Consider the following 17,909-nt stretch of genomic DNA (forward strand, 5'->3'; position numbering starts at 1 on the left):
TCGGTCCGCCGGTGATCATTCGGCCCACGAGGATTCGACACCACGCACGGACGGGATATCGGTGGTCGTCGCCGGGGGCGGGACCGCGGGCCATATCGAGCCCGCCCTCGCCGTGGCCGACGCGCTGCGGCGGCTCGATCCGGCGATCCGGGTCACCGCGCTGGGCACCCGGCGCGGACTGGAGACCACGCTGGTGCCCGAGCGCGGCTATCCGCTCGAGCTGATTCCACCGGTGCCGCTGCCGCGGAAACCCAGCGCGGATCTGCTGCGCCTGCCGGGCCGGGTCCGCGCCTCGGTGGCCCGGACCCGGGAGATCATCGACGCGGTCTCGGCGGATGTGATCGTCGGTTTCGGCGGATACGTCGCCTTGCCGGCGTATCTGGCCGCCGGACGGGGCGTGCTGCGCCGGCGGCGGCCGGTGCCGGTGGTGGTCCACGAGGCCAACGCGAAGGCCGGTATCGCGAACAAGGTGGGCGCCCGGCGCGCCGTCCGGGTGCTCGCCGCGGTCCCGGGTTCCGGGCTCGACGCCGAGGTCGTGGGCATTCCGGTGCGGGAAGCGATCACCTCGCTGGACCGGGCGGCGCTGCGGGCGCGGGCCCGCGACCATTTCGGGCTGCCCGCGGACGGTCCGGTGCTGCTGGTGTTCGGGGGATCCCAGGGGGCGCGTTCGCTGAACGAGGCGATCTCCGGCGCGGCGCCGCAACTGGCCGCGGCCGGTATCTCCGTACTGCACGCGCACGGTCCCAAGAACACGCTCGACACGGTCTCCACCGACCCCGCCGCCCCCTATGTCGCGGTGCCGTACCTGTCGCGGATGGATCTGGCCTACGCCGCCGCCGACGCGGTGGTGTGCCGATCCGGCGCGATGACGGTGGCGGAGGTGTCCGCGGTGGGCCTGCCGGCGATCTACGTGCCGCTTCCGCACGGAAACGGCGAGCAGGAACTCAACGCGCGGCCCGTTGTCGCCGCCGGTGGTGGCAGAATCGTCCCAGACCCGGAACTCTCCCCGAAATATGTGATCGATGAGGTGATACCGCTGCTCACGGATCCAGCACGGATAGCCGAGATGGGCCGCGCCGCCGCCGGCGCCGGCCACCGCGACGCCGCCGACGAGGTCGCGCGGATCGTGCTGCGGGCGGCGGGCCGGTGAGCGAGGATCAGGTGACCGCTCCCGAGACCGCGCCCGGCGGGCTGCCCCCGGAACTCGCCCGGGTGCATATGGTCGGGATCGGTGGCGCCGGGATGTCCGGTATCGCCCGGATCCTGCTGTCGCGCGGTGGTGAGGTGTCCGGTTCCGACGCCAAGGAGAGCCGCGGGGTGCTCGCGTTGCGGGCGCGCGGCGCGCAGGTGCGGATCGGTCACGACGCCGGTGCGCTGGATCTGCTGTCCGGCGGTCCGACGGTGGTGGTGACCACCTATGCCGCGATCCCGAAGACCAATCCCGAACTGGTGGAAGCGCATCGCCGCGATATCCCGGTGCTGCTGCGCCCGACGGTGCTGGCGGCGCTGATGAACGGACATCGCACCCTGCTGGTCTCGGGTACGCACGGCAAGACCTCCACCACGTCCATGCTCATCGTCTCGCTGCAGCACTGCGGGCTGGACCCGTCCTTCGCGGTGGGCGGCGAGCTCAACGAGGCGGGCACCAACGCCCACCACGGCAGCGGCGATATCTTCGTGGCCGAGGCCGACGAGAGCGACGGTTCGCTGCTGCAGTACGACCCCGATGTCGCGGTGGTCACCAATATCGAATCCGATCATCTGGATTTCTTCGGCTCCGACGACGCCTATGTGCAGGTGTTCGACGATTTCACCGACCGCCTCGCCGACGGCGGGCTGCTCGTGGTGTGTCTCGACGATCCGGGCGCCCGGGCGCTGGCCGAACGGACCGGGCAGCGCCTGGCCGAACGCGGGGTCCGGGTCCTCGGTTACGGATCCGGTGACCTCGACGACGCGCCGGTGCCGGTGGGTGTCCGGCTGCACAGCTGGGAACCGCGGGATGTCGGCGGTATCGCCCAGTTCCAGCTCGCCGGCGAACCCGCGCCGCGGACGTTGCGCCTGGCGGTGCCCGGCCGTCATATGGCTCTCAACGCGCTGGCCGCGCTGCTGGCCGGGCGGGCCGCGGGCGCCGATGTGGACGAGATCATCCAGGGTCTGGAGGGTTTCGGCGGGGTGCACCGGCGTTTCCAGTTCGTCGGCCGGGAGAACGGGGTGCGGGTCTTCGACGATTACGCGCACCACCCCACCGAGGTGCGTGCCGTACTCGGCGCGGCCGCGGAACTGGTCGACCAGGAGGCCCGCGACGGGGCCCGTTCGCGGCGGGGCCGGGTGATCGTGGTCTTCCAGCCGCATCTGTACAGCCGCACCGCGACCTTCGCCGCCGAATTCGGCGCGGCGCTCGACCTCGCCGACGAGGTGGTGGTGCTCGACGTCTACGGGGCCCGGGAGGAACCGCTGCCCGGGGTGAACGGCGCGCTGGTCGCCCAGTCGGTGACCAGACCCGTGCACTACCAGCCGGATATGTCGCGGGTGGGCCGGCAGGTCGCCGGGCTGGCCCAGCCCGGCGATGTGGTCATCACGATGGGCGCCGGGGATGTGACCATGCTCGGCAGCCAGATCCTGGACGGACTACGCGCGCGTCCGCAGTACGGGCGGTGAGGCGTGGTACGAACCGGGGCGCGACGATTCGGCGGAGGCGGATCGCGGCGTTACCGGCTGTGGGCGTTACCCGCGGTGGCGCTGGTGATCACCTTCGCCGCGCTGGCCTGGTTCACCCCGATGTTGTCGGTTCGCCAGGTGCGGATCGAAGGGGCGGGTGCGATTCCGAAGGAGCAGATCGAGGATCTGCTGCAGGTTCCGGAGCGCGGGTCGATCCTGCGTATCGATACCGCGGAGATGGCGGCGCGGGTGGCGACGATTCCGAAGGTCCGCAGCGCGCGGGTACAGCGGGTGCTGCCGTCGACGGTGCGGGTGCGGATCGAGGAACGAACCCCGGTGCTGTACTACGACACTCCGGAGGGTGCGCATCTGCTCGACTCCGAGAGTATCGAGTACGCCATCGAACCCGCGCCGATCGGCGTCCCGCAGTTGCTGACGGCGAAACCGGGGGGCGGGGATACGCTCACTCGCGCCGCGGTCACCGTGGTCACCGCGCTGCCACCGGAATTGGAGATCCAGGTCGAGACCGTACAGGCCGCTACGGTCTCGGATATTTCTCTGACACTGCGCGACGGTCGCACGGTACTGTGGGGCAGCAGCGAGGACGGCGAACGCAAATCGGCGGTGGTGCTACCGCTGCTGACCCGGCCGGGAACCGTGTTCGACGTCTCGAGTCCCAGTCTGGTCACGGTAAAATGAGTTCTGCCAATCCTGTTCGGTTCGGCCTCGTCCGGTACGACGCCGATCGTCGGCCCGGTTCGGCCGCCCGGCCCATACTCTCGGCGGGTGCGGGGGGTGTTCCACGATGTGGGCCCCGGTCGCGGGCGAACCGTTCACGATACGACGACTACCGTCTCGGTAGAAGCGCGTTCGCCCGAGAAACTGGCTCTCGTCTCGGCGCGCCTGCGGGCGGATCGCGACGGCGGCGAATAGCGTTCGGCACCAGTCGGATACTTGACATAACTCCAACCCTATGGTTGAGGTTCAGGGTTTGTCCGGATTCCGGTTCGCGGACAGCGATCACGCGAATCGGTACCGGGCATCCGAAAACGACAGACTTTGGATCGAAGGAAGGCGAGAGCTCATGACGCCCCCGCACAACTACCTTGCCGTGATCAAGGTCGTCGGTATCGGCGGCGGCGGCGTGAACGCCGTCAACCGAATGATCGAGCAGGGTCTCAAGGGTGTCGAGTTCATCGCGGTGAACACCGACGCCCAGGCACTGCTGATGAGTGATGCCGACGTCAAGCTCGATGTGGGACGGGAGCTCACCCGGGGACTCGGCGCCGGCGCCGACCCCGAGGTCGGCCGCAAGGCCGCCGAGGATCACAAGGACGAGATCGAAGAGGTGCTCAAGGGCGCCGATATGGTCTTCGTGACCGCGGGCGAGGGCGGCGGTACCGGTACCGGCGGCGCCCCGGTCGTGGCGAGTATCGCGCGCAAACTGGGCGCGCTGACCATCGGTGTGGTCACCCGGCCGTTCTCCTTCGAGGGCAAACGCCGCGGCAACCAGGCCGAGGTGGGTATCAACCTGCTGCGGGAATCCTGCGACACCCTGATCGTCATTCCCAACGATCGGCTGCTGCAGCTCGGCGACGCCGCGGTGAGCCTGATGGACGCGTTCCGCTCCGCCGACGAGGTACTCCTCAACGGTGTCCAGGGCATCACCGATCTGATCACCACCCCGGGTCTGATCAACGTCGACTTCGCCGACGTCAAGAGCGTGATGTCGGGCGCCGGTAGCGCGCTCATGGGCATCGGCTCGTCCAGAGGGGAGGGCAGGTCGGTCAAAGCGGCCGAGGCGGCGATCAACTCGCCCCTGCTGGAAGCCTCGATGGACGGGGCGCACGGGGTGCTGCTCTCCATCGCGGGCGGGTCGGACCTGGGTCTGTTCGAGATCAACGAGGCCGCCTCGCTGGTGCAGGAAGCCGCGCATATCGAGGCGAACATCATCTTCGGCACGGTGATCGACGATTCGCTCGGCGACGAGGTGCGGGTCACGGTCATCGCCGCCGGATTCGACGGCGGCGGCCCGGCCCGGCGTACGTTCGACGCGGCGACGGCCCGGGGGTCGCTGGGTTCCGGGCGTACCGCGGAGATCTCGGCGCAATCGCGAACCGCCGAACTCGGCCAATCGCGGACGGCCGAACTGGGCTCGGCCCGCGGTCATTCCGACGAGCCGGCGCCGACCCGGTCGGCGGATACCGGATCCTCGGTCGCCCGTGGCCCGGCCCCGAGTTACCGCGATACCGAACGGGCCCGGCCCCCGGTGGATTCGCCGCTGTCGCACGGCGGCCGGTCGCATCTCCAGCCGCCGGCCACCGATCTGCCCGATGACGACGATGACGACGTCGACGTCCCGGACTTCATGCGGCGGTGATCCGCGTGCCCGCCGCGGTCTCCGCCGGCCGGGCGGTCTCGTAATGCGCCGATCCCACGGACACCCGTCCGTGGGATCTCGTGTCTCGGTACCGGCCGCGCGGACCCGTGACGCGGGGCCCGCGCCGCGGCCGGTGGCGGCCCGGCGCCCGCGCGTGCCGTTAGGCTCGAAGGCATGACAGCGGCACCGGTACTCACCGTTCGACGGGTCGTCACCACGCGCGCGGGGGGATTCTCCGCACCGCCCTACGATTCGTTCAATCTCGGCGACCACGTCGGCGACGATCCGGAGGCGGTGCGCCGCAACCGGGCCCGGCTCGCCGATACCCTCGGCCTCCCGGCCGATCACCTGATCTGGATGGATCAGATCCACGGCCGCACGGTGGCCACCGTGGACGGGCCGGTCGGCGAACCGGTTCCGGGAACCGACGCGCTGGTCACCACCCGGCCGGGGCTGGCCCTGGTGGTGCTGACCGCCGACTGTGTGCCGGTGCTGCTCTCCGACGACGAGGCGGGGGTGATCGCGGCCGTGCACGCCGGCCGGGTCGGTGCGCGGATCGGGATCATGCCGCGGGTACTGGACGCGATGATCGCCGCGGGCGCCCGGCCCGATCGCATCGGCGCGCTGCTCGGCCCGGCCGCGAGTGGCCGGCAGTACGAGGTACCCGCCGAGATGCGTGCCGATGTGGAGGCGCACCTGCCCGGCAGCGCGACCACCACCGTGCGCGGTACGCCGGGACTGGATCTGCGCGCCGGAATCCGCCGCCAGCTCACCGCGGCCGGAATCGGCGCGATCGCCGAGGATCCGCGCTGCACCGTCGAGGACACCACCCTGTTCAGTCACCGCCGGGGAGCGCCGACCGGGCGCCTCGGCAGTGTGATCTGGATGGAGGCGGGCGGAATGTGACCGGGCCGCCGGGGCTCGGATGATAACGGCGCGGGTGACTCCCGGTATACCGGGTCATGCGCGTTATACGGGGGGTCCGGCGGGTACGCCCGCGGAGCGGTCCCGGATGGTGTCGGGGTAGAGGAGGAGGGAAGGCGGATGACGGCAACGGTGTTGTGGCAGAGACGGATCGGTGGCGCCGGATGAACGGGACCGGAACCGGTGTCCCGGACACCGCTCGCCCCGGCCCCGGGAGCACCGCCCGGACCGCCGAACTGGCTCGCAGCCTCACCGCGCTGCTCACTCGTATCGACGCAGCGTGCGCGGCCGCGGGCCGCGATCCCGCCGAGGTCCGGCTGCTGCCGGTGACGAAATACTTTCCCGCGTCCGATATCGCCGAACTGCATCGTCTGGGCCGCCACGACTTCGGGGAGAACCGCCCGCAGGAGGCCGGGACGAAGGCGGCCGAGTTGCGCGAGCTGAAGCCGTTGCGCTGGCATCTGATCGGGCGGCTGCAGCGGAACAAGGCACGGCAGGTGGCGCGCTGGGCACATACCGTGCAATCGGTGGACAGCGAACGACTGGCGACCGCGCTCGGTACGGCCACCGCGGCCGCACTGGACGAGGGGGAGCGGCAGGCGCCGCTGCGGGTGCTGATCCAGGTGAGCCTGGACGCCGATCCGAGCCGCGGCGGCGCCGTGCCCACCGCGGTGCCGGCGCTCGCGGAACGGATCGCGGCCACCGCGGAACTGCGTTTAGCAGGGATTATGGCCATCCCTCCGCTGTCGGCGGACCCCGATGCCGAATTCGCCCGGCTGGCCGAGCTGCATACCCGGTTACGCGCGGATCACCCCGAGGCCACGGAACTGTCCGCGGGAATGTCGAATGATCTTGAAAGAGCTATTGCCCATGGTTCGACCTGTGTGCGTGTCGGTACCGCTCTCATGGGCACGCGACCGATAACCTCGGCGTAGCAAACAAACCTCATCAGTCACATTCGACACATATGCTGGGACACGACGAGGGCTGAGCAAGACTTCAACACCCGGCCGCCACCGGGGCCGAAGGAAGGTCGACCAATGAGCACGCTGCATAAGTTCAAGGCGTACTTCGGCATGGTTCCGCTCGAGGATTACGAAGACGACTACGTCGACGATCGCACCCCCCGCGGGGTGGAGGATCGCGGCGGGCGCCGGCCGCGTGACTACTCCGACCGGCCGCCCCGCGAATACGACGATCGTCCCGACTACGACCGGTACGCCGGGGACCGCTACGACGGCCCGGACTACCGCGACGCCCCGTACAAGTCGTCCTATCAGCCCGGCTACCCCGCGCCGCGCCGGGACGACTACCCGGGCGACGCCTACGACGACGATTACGAGGGTCCGCGCCGTCCCACCCGGATCGACGCCGCCGCGTCCGGGCGGTATCGTCCGCCCGGCGGTGCCTCCCTGCGCGGCGCGACCAGGGGAGCGCTGGCAGTCGATCCCGATGCCGAGGAGCGACGGCTGGCCGAGCGGGTCCGTCCCGAACCGGTCGCCGCCCGCCGTCCCGCGATCTTCGAGGACGGAGGTCCCTTGTCCAAGATCACCACGCTGCGTCCGCGTGACTACAGCGAGGCCGCCATCATCGGAGAGCGGTTCCGCGAGGGCAATCCGGTGATCATGGATCTGGTGGACCTGAGCAACGCCGACGCCAAACGCCTGGTGGATTTCGCGGCCGGGCTGGCCTTCGCGCTGCGTGGGTCGTTCGACAAGGTCGCCACCAAGGTGTTCCTGCTCTCCCCGGCCGATGTCGACGTCTCGGCCGAGGAACGCCGCCGGATCGCGGAAACCGGGTTCTACAACCAGAAATAGCGGTCACCGTGCCCGGCCGGGCACGGTGACGCCACCTCGGGATCGGCGCGGGCATTTTGCACCGCGCCGATTTTGCGGCAGAGTGACAGCGTGGCCTTGTTCGCGGTGCTGTACTTCGTACTGTTCATCTTCTGGCTGTTGCTCATCAGCCGGGTGATCGTCGAGTTCATCCGGAGCTTCGCCCGCGACTGGCGCCCCACCGGTGTGGTCGTCGTGATACTCGAGGTGATCTTCACCATCACCGACCCTCCCGTGAAGCTGCTGCGGCGGCTGATACCGCCGGTCTCCCTGGGCGGAATTCGACTGGATTTGTCGATTATGGTTCTGCTGTTCCTGGTCTTCATCCTGATGTCGGTCGTCAGCCGGCTCGGACAGCCGGTAGCTCCGGTGTGACAGAATGGGCCGTGACGACTTGCCAGAGCCGCTAGATCTGCCAACGCGCGAAGGGATCCTTCCATGCCGCTGACTCCAGCCGATGTGCACAACGTCGCGTTCAGCAAACCGCCGATCGGAAAACGCGGCTACAACGAGGACGAAGTCGACGCGTTCCTGGATCTGGTGGAGCAGGAACTCTCCCGGCTGATCGAGGAGAACGCGGACCTTCGCCAGCGGGTTGCCGAACTGGACGCGGAGCTGGCCGACGCCAAGAGCAACCGGGGTCCGGCCGGGGCCGGGCTGGGTAAACCGGTGCAGCCGGCACCCCCGCCGGAACCTATCAAACCCCCGGTCCAGGCGCCGCCGTCGGTGCCCATCCCGGTGGTGCCCGCCGCGCCCCCGTCGGCCGATGTCGCCGCCGACGCGAATATGCAGGCGGCGAAGGTTCTGAGCCTGGCACAGGAGATGGCGGACCGGCTCACCAGCGACGCCAAGAGCGAAGCCGAGAATTTGCTGGCGAACGCCCGGGCCAATTCCGAGCGGATGGTCAACGACGCGCGGGCACGGTCGGACGAGATGATCGCCGACGCCCGGCACAAGTCCGATTCCATGCTCTCCGACGCCCAGACCCGTTCGGACAGCCAGCTGCGCCAGGCCAAGGAGAAGGCCGACGCCCTGCAGGCGGACGCGGAGCGTAAGCACACCGAGATCATGGGGACCATCACCCAGCAGCGCAATGTGCTCGAGAGCCGGATACAGACCCTCAAGACCTTCGAGCGCGAGTACCGGGTGCGGCTGAAATCGTATCTGGAATCGCAGCTCGAGGAGCTGGAGAACCGTGGTTCGGCCGTCCCGGTGGAGGATGACTCCTTCGATACCGGCGCCAACCAGCTCGCCCCCGCCTCGTTCGGCAAGGGCGAGTAGAAGCAGCCCGCTACCGCTGGGAGCGAACGGGCGCCCGGCCTGCTGTACTGGGGGTCAACATGCTTGTCTTGACACTGGTGCTCGCCGCCATCGGCCTGGTCCTGCTGATCGTGTCCCTGACCACGGGATCGGTCGTCTGGGCGTGGGGCTGTATCGCCGTGTGCGTGGTCGGTGCCGTGGTGTTGCTGGTGAGCGCGCTGTCGATGCGCGCACCCGACGAGGAATTGCCGAACCGGGATCAGCACGCGAAACGCTGAGACGAGATACGAGCGAGAACCAAGACGTCCTTCCGGGGTCTGCGGGTGCCGCGGGCCGGTTGTATAAGTGGTTGACCGTCCTGGTTAGAATCAAACCTGTAAGTCGGCGACGATCCGGCCATCACCGGGGAGCTTTCGGAAGAACGGCGGCGCGTTCCGCGCACGCTCAGTAGAACCGAACGGGTGAGCCCGTCACAGCTCAGACGAGAGGTCCGTCCGGCCCACCGGCCCGCGGACAAGCGGGGTGGTACCGCGGTTACGGCGCACCCGATGCGCCGCCGATCGTCCCCGTGCCTACCGAATTCGCGCCCCGGCGCGCCAGGCACGAGGAGACGTGAACCCGCGATGGCGGACGAGAACACCGGTAGCAGCGCATACCCCCGCGTCGATCTCGGCGGTGGGTCCGGTATGTCCTTTCCCGAGCTGGAACGGGCCGTACTGGACGCCTGGGCCGCCGACGGGACGTTCCGGGCCAGTATCGACAACCGGGCCGGCGCCGAGGAGTTCGTCTTCTACGACGGGCCCCCGTTTGCCAACGGTCTGCCGCACTACGGTCATTTGCTCACCGGCTACGTCAAAGACGTCGTTCCACGGTTTCAGACCATGCGGGGGAAGCGGGTCGAGCGGCGTTTCGGATGGGATACCCACGGCCTGCCCGCGGAAATCGAAGCGGAAAAGCAGCTCGGTATCACGGACAAATCACAGATCGATTCGATGGGCCTCGCGGAATTCAATGCCGCGTGCAAATCGTCGGTGCTCCGCTACACCGGGGAATGGCGCGATTATGTGACGCGACAGGCCCGTTGGGTCGACTTCGACAACGACTACAAGACACTCGATCTCGACTTCATGGAGTCGGTGATGTGGGCGTTCAAGTCGCTCTACGACAAGGGCCTGATCTACCAGGGCTTCCGGGTGCTCCCGTACAGCTGGTACGAGCAGACGCCGCTGTCGAACCAGGAGGCCCGGCTCGACGACGCCTACCGGATGCGCCAGGACCCGGCGGTGACGGTGGATATGGTGCTGTCCGTACCCGCCGATCATCCGCTGCGCGAACTGGACGGCGCGAACGCGCTGATCTGGACCACCACCCCGTGGACGCTGCCCTCCAACCTGGCGATCGCGGTACATCCGGACGTCCGCTACGTCCAGGTGCGCGGCGCCGACGGTAAGCGCTACGTCCTCGCGGCCGAGCGGGTCGCGCACTATGGGCGGGAGCTGGGCGAGCAGCCCGAGGTACTGGGAGAGTTCGACGGCGCCGCGCTCGTCGATCTGCACTACGCGCCGCCGTTCGGGTTCTTCGCCGGGCATCCGAACGCGCACCGGGTGCTCTCCGCCGACTACGTCACCACCGATTCCGGTACCGGCATCGTGCATATGGCGCCCGCCTTCGGTGAGGAGGATATGGACGTCTGCAGCGCGAACGGTATCGAGCTGGTGCAGCCGCTCGATCCCGGTGGCAAGTTCACCTCCATGGTCCCGCCCTACGAGGGCCTGATGGTGTTCGACGCGAACCCGGTGATCATCAAAGACCTCAAGGCGGCCGGGAAACTGCTGCGGCAGGAGACCATCGACCACTCGTACCCGCACAGCTGGCGCTCGGGACAGCCGCTGATCTACATGGCCGTACCCTCGTGGTTCGTGGCGGTGACCCAGTTCCGCGAGCGGATGGTGGAGCTGAACAAGCAGATCGACTGGGTGCCCGAGCACATCCGGGACGGCCAGTTCGGCAAATGGCTCGAGAACGCCCGGGACTGGAACATCAGCCGGAACCGCTACTGGGGTAGCCCGATCCCGGTGTGGATGTCCGACGATCCGGCGTATCCGCGTATCGACGTCTACGGTTCGCTCGACGACCTCGAACGCGATTTCGGGGTGCGGCCCACGGATCTGCACCGGCCCGCCATCGACGAACTGACCCGGCCCAACCCGGACGACCCGACCGGGCAGTCCACCATGCGCCGGGTACCGGAGGTGCTGGACTGCTGGTTCGAGTCGGGGTCCATGCCGTATGCGCAGGTCCACTTCCCGTTCGAGAACCAGGAGTGGTTCGACTCGCATTTCCCGGGCGATTTCATCGTCGAGTACAACGGCCAGACCCGCGGATGGTTCTACAACCTGCATGTACTGTCCACCGCGCTGTTCGACAGCCCGGCGTTCAAGAACGTGGTCGCGCACGGGATCGTCCTCGGCGACGACGGGCTCAAGATGAGCAAGTCCAAGCGCAACTACCCGGATGTGAACGAGGTGTTCGACCGGGACGGCTCCGATGCCATGCGCTGGTTCCTGATGAGTTCGCCGATCCTGCGCGGCGGCAACCTCATCGTCACCGAGCGCGGAATCCGCGAAGGCGTGAGCCATGCGTTGCGGCCGCTGTGGAACGCCTGGACGTTCCTGCAGCTCTACGCCGTCGAACCCGGTGTGTGGCGTACCGATTCACCCCATGTGCTGGATCGGTACATCCTGGCCAAGCTGGCGGAGAGCGGCGACACCATGACCGCGGCGCTGGAGGCCTTCGATATCGCGGGCGCCTGCGAAGAGCTGCGGACCTTCGCCGACGCCCTGACCAACTGGTATGTGCGGCGCTCGCGTTCGCGGTTCTGGGCCGAGGACCGCGATGCCGTCGACACCCTGCACACCGTCCTCGAAGTGGTGACCCGGCTCGCCGCGCCGCTGCTGCCCATGGTCACGGAAGTGATCTGGCGCGGGCTCACCGGCGGGCGGTCGGTACATCTGACGGACTGGCCGGCCGCCGATCTGCTGCCGCGCGATCCCGAACTCGTGGCGGCCATGGACGAGGCGCGTACGGTGTGCTCCACGGTGCTGGGCCTGCGTAAGGCGCAGAAACTGCGGGTCCGGCTGCCGCTGGCCGAGGTCACGATCGCGGCGTCCGACGCCGAGCGGCTGCGGCCCTACGCCGACATCATCGCCGACGAGGTGAACGTCAAGAAGGTCGATCTCACGACCGATGTCGCCGCGCACGGCCGCTTCGAACTGGCGGTCAACGCGCGCGCGGCCGGGCCCCGGCTGGGCAAGGATGTGCAGCGGGTGATCAAGGCGGTCAAGGCCGGAGACTGGTCGGAGGGCGCCGACGGCGTGGTCAGCGCGGCCGGAATCGACCTGCTGCCGGAGGAATACGCCCAGCGCCTGGTGGCGGCGGAACCGGAATCGACCGCGGCGCTGCCCGGCAACGCCGGTCTGGTGGTGCTGAACTCGGTGGTCACCGAGGAACTGGAGGCCGAGGGCTGGGCCCGCGATATCATCCGGGATCTGCAGGAGACCCGGAAATCGCTCGGGCTCGACGTGTCCGACCGGATCACCGCGACCCTCGAGGTGCCGGCCGACCGGCAGGGATGGGCACGGACGCACCGGGAGCTGATCGCCGGTGAGATCCTGGCCGTGGAGCTGGAGTTCGGCGCTGCCGGGCCGGAGGCCGCCGAGCTGACCGGCGGGGCCCGGGCCCGGATCGCGAAGGCGGGCTGACGGTCGCCGCCGGCCGGGTCCTCCCGGTCGGCGGTACCCGCGTTTCCGGGCCGGGGGCTGCGGGCCGGGAGCCGGCGGGGCCCCCGAGGTTGCGGCCATGACCGCCGGGCCGCCGCCTACTAGGGTGGGATCCTATGGCTTCGGACAATCCCGACGAGTGGTGGCATTCCCCTGAGGGACAGCAGAAGAACACGCCGTCGGGTCAGTGGCAGCAGGGGCATCAGGGACAGCAGGGGGGCGCGCGGCCCGGTCCGGGAATGCCGTGGGGGCAGCAGCACGGGGGGCAGGTTCCGCCGCCGGCCCCGCAGCAGGGAGCCTGGGAGGTACCGCCGCTGGAATACGGCGGCCCCGGCGGCCCGCCGCGGAAGAACAACAACGGCCCGCTGATCGCGGTGCTGGCCACCGTGGTGGCGCTGATCCTGATCGGTGTGGTGGGCCTGGTCGTGCTCCGGTCCCCGGAATCCGGGGACGACGCGGGTGCCGCCGCTGCCGGAAGTTCCTCGCAGACCACGGAATCGGGTCGCACCACCACCTCGGCGCCCGCCCGCTCGACCACGACGACCACCACCGCGGCGCCCTCGGGGGACGAGCCGGCGCTGCGTGAGGGCCTGGCGCCGGTCGCGGTGCTCGGCCCGACCTGGCAGGCCGGTGAGGAGACCTACACGATGGCTTTCCAGGGCTGGCCGTTCGCCTTTCGCGCGCCCGGGTCGTGGGGCTGTATGAAGGGCTCCGTCGAGAAGATTCCGGATGCCCAGGCCTGGGGCTGTGTCGACGAAAGCAATTCCGGTGCGGGACAGCGGGTCAACCTGATCCTGCGCAAATGCCCGGCCACCTGTGATCCGGCCACCCGGACCACGTTCGATTCGGAGTGGTTCGACCATCCGGACCAGGCCCGGCAGTTCGACGAGCGCACCGCGTATGTGGAGACCGCGTCCAACGACGAGGGTAAGTACACGGTCGATTTCAGCCGCTACGTCGCCGCGGAACCCGGTGGCGAGCCGGTCTGGCAGGTGGGGGTCTTCGTGGAGTCGCCACCGGCCACCAAGGACGTGGTGTTGAAGACTCTGAACGACATCGCAACTCAGACACAGTAAACATCTTTGTGATTTAGATCACATGCTGAGAGTTTGCCAGGGCCTTGTCGGCTGCGTTCCCGGCCCGGCAGAATTCATCACGATACCGCTGCGGCCGGAAACGGTCGTGACGGGACGGTGATAATTTCGTTCGTCTCTACCTGAGTGAAGTCGCGTCGGAGCTCCTTCGCCGGCGCTATGCCAGTGGTCCGCGGCATGCCGCCCATCGGCGGATGCCGCGAGTTAACCGGGCGCCGCATGGCTCCCGCGTATCGACCGGCAAGAAGGGTGGGCACGTGATCGGAATCGCACTGCGCCGGGGTATCGCCGGCTTGGTTCTCGCATCGGCCGTCTCCGCACTGGCGGCGGCTCCGGGCTGGGCACAGCCGGGAAGCTCGGCCACCGGATCGTCCTCCGGGTCGGGATCGCTCAGCGCCAGCGGATCGGCAGGGCTGCCGATGCCGACCAGTAACGGTCTGGGTGCGCTGGCCGCAGCCACGTCACAGACCGGCAAAATGTACGAATGGGGGGCCACCGGTCCCGATACCTGGGACTGCTCCGGCCTCGTCCAGTGGGCTTTCCGGCAGGTCGGGGTGATACTGCCCCGCACCACCTGGGAACAGGCGAAGGTGGGCGCCTCGGTGCCGCGCTACGCGCTCTCGCCCGGTGACGTCGTCATCATCAACGCCGACGCCTCCCACGTGGGCATCTACGCGGGTGTCGGGCAGGTGCTCAACGCCTACGGCGCCGGCGTCCCGGTCGGGCTCACGCCGATCGACCAGTTCCACATCTTCAGTATCCGGCGGTTCTGAGCCGGTACCGCGTCGTCAGTCCACCTGGCGGCGCAGCAGTGGCCCATAGTCGGGGTGGGCCAGTGCCGAGGCGAACTGCGCGATGAGGTAGTCGCCCGGGTTGCCGGTGTCGTACCAGCGACCTTGGATGACCTGCCCGTACACCGCGTGGTTGGCGGCGTAGGCGTTGATGGAATCGGTCAGATACACCTCACCCGTGTGGTGGGTGTACCACTTCTCGGTCTGGGTGCGCAGCTCGTCGATGATGCCGGGCGTCACCACGTACCCGCCGATGGCGGCATAGGCCGAGGGAGCGTCGGCCGGTTTGGGCTTCTCCACCAGCCCGGAGATCCGCAGCAGCCCCTCGTCCAGATCCTCACGCACCACGGGGACGCCGTAGCGCTGCGATTCGTTCGGGTTCATCGGCATCAGGGCCAGGACCGGGCAGCCGGTGGACTCGTAGGCCTGGATCAGCTGCTGTGCGCGCGGTACCTCGGCGACGAAGACGTCGTCGGGCCACAGCACCAGCATCGGCTCGTCGGCAGCGGTGCGGGCCGCGTTCAGCACCGGCGTTCCGTTGCCGTAGGGCCCGTGCTGATCCAGATAGGTGATATGCCCCAGGCGAGACAATTCGCCCACTTCTTCGACGGCATCCGCGTAGGCGCTCTTACCGTCCGCGCGCAACTGGGCGACCAGTGCCGGGTTGGGGCGGAAATGGTCCTGGATCAGCGATTTGCCGCCGCTGACCACAATGGTGATATCGGTGATCCCGGAGGCCACCAGCTCGCGCACCGTGTGCTCGATCACCGGCTTGTCGCCGACCGGCAGCATCTCCTTGGGGATCGCCTTGGTCAGCGGTAGCAGTCGGGAACCGATACCGGCAGCGGGGATCACGGCCTTGCGGATCTTCATCGTCCGATCATCACATATCAGGCCCCCGCGCCGTCGGATCGCGGCATTCGCGTGCCCGCGAAGTGCCCGGTAGCGGTGCCGATGGAGTCCGGGGCGCCCGCGGCTGTCGGTAGCGCCGCGTAGATTCTGCGCTCATGGACACCCCCGCCGCGCGGACCTCCCGGCGCTGGGTGCTGCATATCGATATGGACGCCTTCTTCGCGTCGTGCGAACAGCTCACCCGGCCGACCCTGCGCGGACGTCCGGTGCTCGTGGGCGGCACGGGCGCGCGCGGGGTGGTCGCCGGCGCCAGCTACGAGGCGCGGGTCTTCGGCGCCCGGTCGGCGATGCCGATGCAGCAGGCGCGGCGGCTGGTCGGGGCGCCGGCGGTGGTGATACCGCCCCGGGGCGCGCTGTACGGCCTGCTCAGCGGCCGGGTGTTCGATACGTTGCGGGCCCGGATCCCGGTGCTCGAGACGCTGTCGCTCGACGAGGCCTTCGCCGAGCCGGAGGAATTGGCGGGAGCCGGGGCGGATACGGTGCTGGCCTATTGCGCGCGCCTGCGCGAGGAGGTCCGTGACCGTTGCGGTCTGGTCGCCTCGGTGGGCGCCGGCTCCGGTAAACAACTGGCCAAGATCGCCTCGGGGATGGCCAAACCCGACGGTGTCCGGGTGATCGCGCCCGATGAGCAGCAGGACCTGCTGGCCGCCCTTCCGGTTCGCAAGCTCTGGGGGATCGGGCCGGTGGCCGAGAGCCGGTTGCGCACTCTCGGTATCGAGACGGTGGGCGCGTTCGCCGCCCTGCCCGAGGTGGAGGCGATGTCGATTCTCGGCGGCAGCGTCGGCGCCGCACTGCACCGGCTGGCGCGGGGTATCGACGACCGGCCGGTCGCCGAACGCGCCGAGGCCAAACAGATCAGCGCCGAGACCACCTACGAGCGCGATATCGTCACGCTGGAGGGGTTGCGCCCGGCCATCACCGAGATGGCCGCCGCCGCGCATCGGCGTCTGCTCCGCGACGGTCGCGCGGCCCGCACGGTGGTGCTGAAGCTGCGGCGGGCCGATATGAGCATCACGACGCGTTCCACCACGCTCGGCTACGCCACCGAGGATCTGGCCACACTCACCGCGGCGGCCCAGCGTGCCGCGCTGGATCCGCGGGAGCTGGGGCCGGTGCGGCTGGTGGGCGTGGGATACGCCGGGCTGTCGGCGATCCGGCAGGAATCGCTGTTCCCCGACCTCGACCGGCTGGGTACTCCGGCGGATCCGGGCGGCTCCGAGATGCCGGTCCCGGTGTACTCCGGGGGCACGGAAACAGCGGGTGCCGGCAGGGGTTTCGGTGCGCCGGCCGTGGTCGCCGGCGACGCCGGAGGATATCGGGAGGTAGGGTCGGCCCGGGTGCCGGAATCTCTGGCGGCAGCCGAAGAGAGTTCTGAGGATTCGGTAAGATCCGGACCCCTGGCCGGCGCGTCGGCGGCCGGTCCCGCGGCGGGCGGCGAAATCGCGGCCGAGGCGGCGGATTCGGGTATCGCTGCAGGTGAGATCCCCTCGTGGCGGCCGGGAATCGATGTGCGGCACCCCGAATTCGGATACGGCTGGGTGCAGGGCGCCGGCCACGGCCGGGTGACGGTCCGCTTCGAGACCCGCTCGACAGGGCCGGGTATCGCGCGTACGTTCGCTGCCGACAATACGGAGTTGCGCCCGGCGGACCCGCTCGGCAGCCTGTCGTGACGGACCGCCGGGTAGGTTGGTTCCGCGCAGCGTCGCCGGTTCCGGTGGTGCTGCCGCCGCGCACGACACCGAACCCTCGAACGCAAAGGACGAGCAGTTGAAGCTTCGCAAGACCGGACGTATCGCGATCGCCGGCCTGGCCGCCGTGGCCGCGCTGACCCTGACGGCGTGTGGTAGCGATGATTCCGACTCGGGCAGCAAGAGCGCGACCACCTCCGCCGCGGCGGCCACCACCGAGGCGGCCGACGATCTGCCGCCCGTGCCCACGGCTGCCGATCTGAACACCCAGCTGCAGATGGCGCTGGATCCGGCCGTGCCGAACCAGGAGAAGCTGGAAATGGTGCAGGGCGCCGAGGCCGATCCGGAGCTGCCGGGCAAGCTGGCCCAGTTCTACACCGATTCCGGTGCCACCATCGAGGTCACCGAGGTCAACGATTTCGGTGACACCCTCAACGCCAAGGCGAACTTCAAACTGGGCGATACCCAGAACGTGGTCGATGTGCCGTTCGTCGCCGAGAACGGCGTCTGGAAGGTCGAGAAGACCTGGGCCTGCAATATGCTCGCCCAGGCCCAGGTCCAGTCGCCGGCCTGCGTCGCCTGATCCGT

General features: G+C 69.0%; 16 protein-coding genes. 15 read left to right on the forward strand and 1 reads right to left on the reverse strand.

Annotation, left to right across the window (positions count from 1 at the left end):
* Positions 1-55 precede the first annotated feature (55 nt).
* From murG to ACZ6SF_RS18945, 13 genes are all read left to right on the forward strand, one after another.
* Entirely contained in the window at positions 56-1,150 is a 1,095-nt protein-coding gene (gene murG / locus ACZ6SF_RS18885; RefSeq protein WP_466063626.1) for an undecaprenyldiphospho-muramoylpentapeptide beta-N-acetylglucosaminyltransferase, read from the forward strand.
* Positions 1,151-1,218: 68 nt separating this feature from the next.
* Entirely contained in the window at positions 1,219-2,658 is a 1,440-nt protein-coding gene (murC, locus tag ACZ6SF_RS18890) for a UDP-N-acetylmuramate--L-alanine ligase (protein ID WP_466063627.1), read from the forward strand.
* Between the two features lie 3 nt (positions 2,659-2,661).
* Complete coding sequence (locus tag ACZ6SF_RS18895) at positions 2,662-3,357, forward strand: cell division protein FtsQ/DivIB (protein WP_466063435.1); 696 nt, start codon at positions 2,662-2,664, stop codon at positions 3,355-3,357.
* A gap of 385 nt (positions 3,358-3,742) precedes the next feature.
* Positions 3,743-5,038: a cell division protein FtsZ gene (ftsZ, locus tag ACZ6SF_RS18900; RefSeq protein WP_466063436.1), complete on the forward strand. Its 1,296-nt coding sequence runs from the start codon at positions 3,743-3,745 to the stop codon at positions 5,036-5,038.
* Between the two features lie 174 nt (positions 5,039-5,212).
* The gene (pgeF, locus tag ACZ6SF_RS18905; protein WP_466063437.1) at positions 5,213-5,944 is read left to right on the forward strand and encodes a peptidoglycan editing factor PgeF; all 732 of its coding nucleotides are present in this window, start codon (positions 5,213-5,215) and stop codon (positions 5,942-5,944) included.
* A gap of 182 nt (positions 5,945-6,126) precedes the next feature.
* Positions 6,127-6,897 (forward strand): YggS family pyridoxal phosphate-dependent enzyme, encoded by a 771-nt coding sequence (locus ACZ6SF_RS18910; protein WP_466063438.1) that lies wholly within the window; start codon positions 6,127-6,129, stop codon positions 6,895-6,897.
* A 105-nt stretch (positions 6,898-7,002) separates the two neighbouring features.
* A complete protein-coding gene (locus tag ACZ6SF_RS18915) occupies positions 7,003-7,779 on the forward strand; it encodes a cell division protein SepF (RefSeq protein WP_466063439.1) in 777 nt (258 codons plus the stop codon).
* A 90-nt stretch (positions 7,780-7,869) separates the two neighbouring features.
* The gene (locus ACZ6SF_RS18920; protein WP_030523839.1) at positions 7,870-8,172 is read left to right on the forward strand and encodes a YggT family protein; all 303 of its coding nucleotides are present in this window, start codon (positions 7,870-7,872) and stop codon (positions 8,170-8,172) included.
* A gap of 63 nt (positions 8,173-8,235) precedes the next feature.
* Positions 8,236-9,078 carry a DivIVA-like cell division protein Wag31 gene (gene wag31 / locus ACZ6SF_RS18925; RefSeq protein WP_466063440.1) on the forward strand — a complete coding sequence of 281 codons (843 nt, stop codon included), beginning with the start codon at positions 8,236-8,238 and terminating at the stop codon, positions 9,076-9,078.
* Between the two features lie 59 nt (positions 9,079-9,137).
* The gene (locus tag ACZ6SF_RS18930; protein ID WP_466063441.1) at positions 9,138-9,335 is read left to right on the forward strand and encodes a hypothetical protein; all 198 of its coding nucleotides are present in this window, start codon (positions 9,138-9,140) and stop codon (positions 9,333-9,335) included.
* Between the two features lie 345 nt (positions 9,336-9,680).
* Complete coding sequence (gene ileS, locus ACZ6SF_RS18935; protein WP_466063442.1) at positions 9,681-12,818, forward strand: isoleucine--tRNA ligase; 3,138 nt, start codon at positions 9,681-9,683, stop codon at positions 12,816-12,818.
* 134 nt (positions 12,819-12,952) lie between these two features.
* The gene (locus tag ACZ6SF_RS18940; protein WP_466063443.1) at positions 12,953-13,912 is read left to right on the forward strand and encodes a hypothetical protein; all 960 of its coding nucleotides are present in this window, start codon (positions 12,953-12,955) and stop codon (positions 13,910-13,912) included.
* A gap of 275 nt (positions 13,913-14,187) precedes the next feature.
* Positions 14,188-14,703, forward strand: a complete 516-nt coding sequence (locus tag ACZ6SF_RS18945) for a C40 family peptidase (protein ID WP_449996572.1) — start codon at positions 14,188-14,190, stop codon at positions 14,701-14,703.
* 15 nt (positions 14,704-14,718) lie between these two features.
* Here the strand turns inward: ACZ6SF_RS18945 and ACZ6SF_RS18950 are convergent, their stop codons facing one another.
* Positions 14,719-15,594 (reverse strand): UTP--glucose-1-phosphate uridylyltransferase, encoded by an 876-nt coding sequence (locus tag ACZ6SF_RS18950; protein ID WP_466063444.1) that lies wholly within the window; start codon positions 15,592-15,594, stop codon positions 14,719-14,721.
* Between the two features lie 134 nt (positions 15,595-15,728).
* Between ACZ6SF_RS18950 and ACZ6SF_RS18955 the strand changes: the two genes are divergently transcribed.
* Together ACZ6SF_RS18955 and ACZ6SF_RS18960 are read left to right on the forward strand one after the other, a co-directional pair.
* Positions 15,729-17,303 carry a DNA polymerase IV gene (locus ACZ6SF_RS18955; protein WP_466063445.1) on the forward strand — a complete coding sequence of 525 codons (1,575 nt, stop codon included), beginning with the start codon at positions 15,729-15,731 and terminating at the stop codon, positions 17,301-17,303.
* Positions 17,304-17,400: 97 nt separating this feature from the next.
* Complete coding sequence (locus ACZ6SF_RS18960; RefSeq protein WP_466063446.1) at positions 17,401-17,904, forward strand: WKL family lipoprotein; 504 nt, start codon at positions 17,401-17,403, stop codon at positions 17,902-17,904.
* Positions 17,905-17,909 lie beyond the last annotated feature (5 nt).

Source organism: Nocardia sp. NPDC049935 (genome assembly GCF_055586645.1).

What these genes read in the sequence shown, in the direction of transcription:
- murC (WP_466063627.1), top strand. Translation starts at nt 1,219, where the DNA reads ATGGTCGGGATCGGTGGCGCCGGGATGTCCGGTATCGCCCGGATCCTG.
- ftsZ (WP_466063436.1), top strand. Translation starts at nt 3,743, where the DNA reads ATGACGCCCCCGCACAACTACCTTGCCGTGATCAAGGTCGTCGGTATC.
- pgeF (WP_466063437.1), top strand. Translation starts at nt 5,213, where the DNA reads ATGACAGCGGCACCGGTACTCACCGTTCGACGGGTCGTCACCACGCGC.
- ACZ6SF_RS18910 (WP_466063438.1), top strand. Translation starts at nt 6,127, where the DNA reads ATGAACGGGACCGGAACCGGTGTCCCGGACACCGCTCGCCCCGGCCCC.
- ACZ6SF_RS18915 (WP_466063439.1), top strand. Translation starts at nt 7,003, where the DNA reads ATGAGCACGCTGCATAAGTTCAAGGCGTACTTCGGCATGGTTCCGCTC.
- wag31 (WP_466063440.1), top strand. Translation starts at nt 8,236, where the DNA reads ATGCCGCTGACTCCAGCCGATGTGCACAACGTCGCGTTCAGCAAACCG.
- ACZ6SF_RS18930 (WP_466063441.1), top strand. Translation starts at nt 9,138, where the DNA reads ATGCTTGTCTTGACACTGGTGCTCGCCGCCATCGGCCTGGTCCTGCTG.
- ileS (WP_466063442.1), top strand. Translation starts at nt 9,681, where the DNA reads ATGGCGGACGAGAACACCGGTAGCAGCGCATACCCCCGCGTCGATCTC.
- ACZ6SF_RS18940 (WP_466063443.1), top strand. Translation starts at nt 12,953, where the DNA reads ATGGCTTCGGACAATCCCGACGAGTGGTGGCATTCCCCTGAGGGACAG.
- ACZ6SF_RS18950 (WP_466063444.1), bottom strand. Translation starts at nt 15,594, where the DNA reads ATGAAGATCCGCAAGGCCGTGATCCCCGCTGCCGGTATCGGTTCCCGA.
- ACZ6SF_RS18955 (WP_466063445.1), top strand. Translation starts at nt 15,729, where the DNA reads ATGGACACCCCCGCCGCGCGGACCTCCCGGCGCTGGGTGCTGCATATC.